The sequence below is a fragment of the Serratia sp. PF-27 genome, assembly GCF_030053255.1.
In the GTDB taxonomy this organism is placed as follows: Bacteria; Pseudomonadota; Gammaproteobacteria; order Enterobacterales; family Enterobacteriaceae; genus Serratia; species Serratia bockelmannii.
This window is the reverse complement of record NZ_JASGBT010000015.1, coordinates 1,157,039-1,157,397: the sequence shown is the minus strand read 5'-3', so window position 1 is coordinate 1,157,397 and position 359 is coordinate 1,157,039. Positions and strand designations below refer to the sequence as shown.

General features: G+C 65.5%; 1 protein-coding gene. It reads right to left on the bottom strand.

Going from position 1 to position 359, the window contains the following annotated elements; all coding sequences use genetic code 11:
• Positions 1-359: TonB-dependent receptor domain-containing protein (locus QMZ29_RS10290; protein ID WP_283225766.1), on the bottom strand; the 359-nt coding region annotated here is incomplete at both ends.

Below are 359 nucleotides of genomic sequence, written 5' to 3'. Positions count from 1 at the left end.
CCGAACCGACGTAACGGCGGTCGAAAATATTGTCCACCCGGCTGAACACGTCCAGCGCCCAGCGATTCCAGGTAAAGCGATAACCGGCGTTTACGCCGGCCACGGTGTAAGCGGGGGCCTGCGCGCTGTTGGCGTCGTTGGCCTGAATGTCGCTCATGTAGCGCAGCTCCGCGCCGGCGTGCCAGCCTTCCGGCGGCGCATAGGCCAGCAAGGCGTAGCCCATGTTGCGCGCGATGCCCGGCAGGCGATTGCTGGCGGGAATGGTCTGGGCCGGGGTACAAACGGCTTTGCCGCACATATCGCTGCGGTAGGTGGCGTCCAGCAGCGTCCAGGCCATATGCAGGCGCCAGTCCAACGCA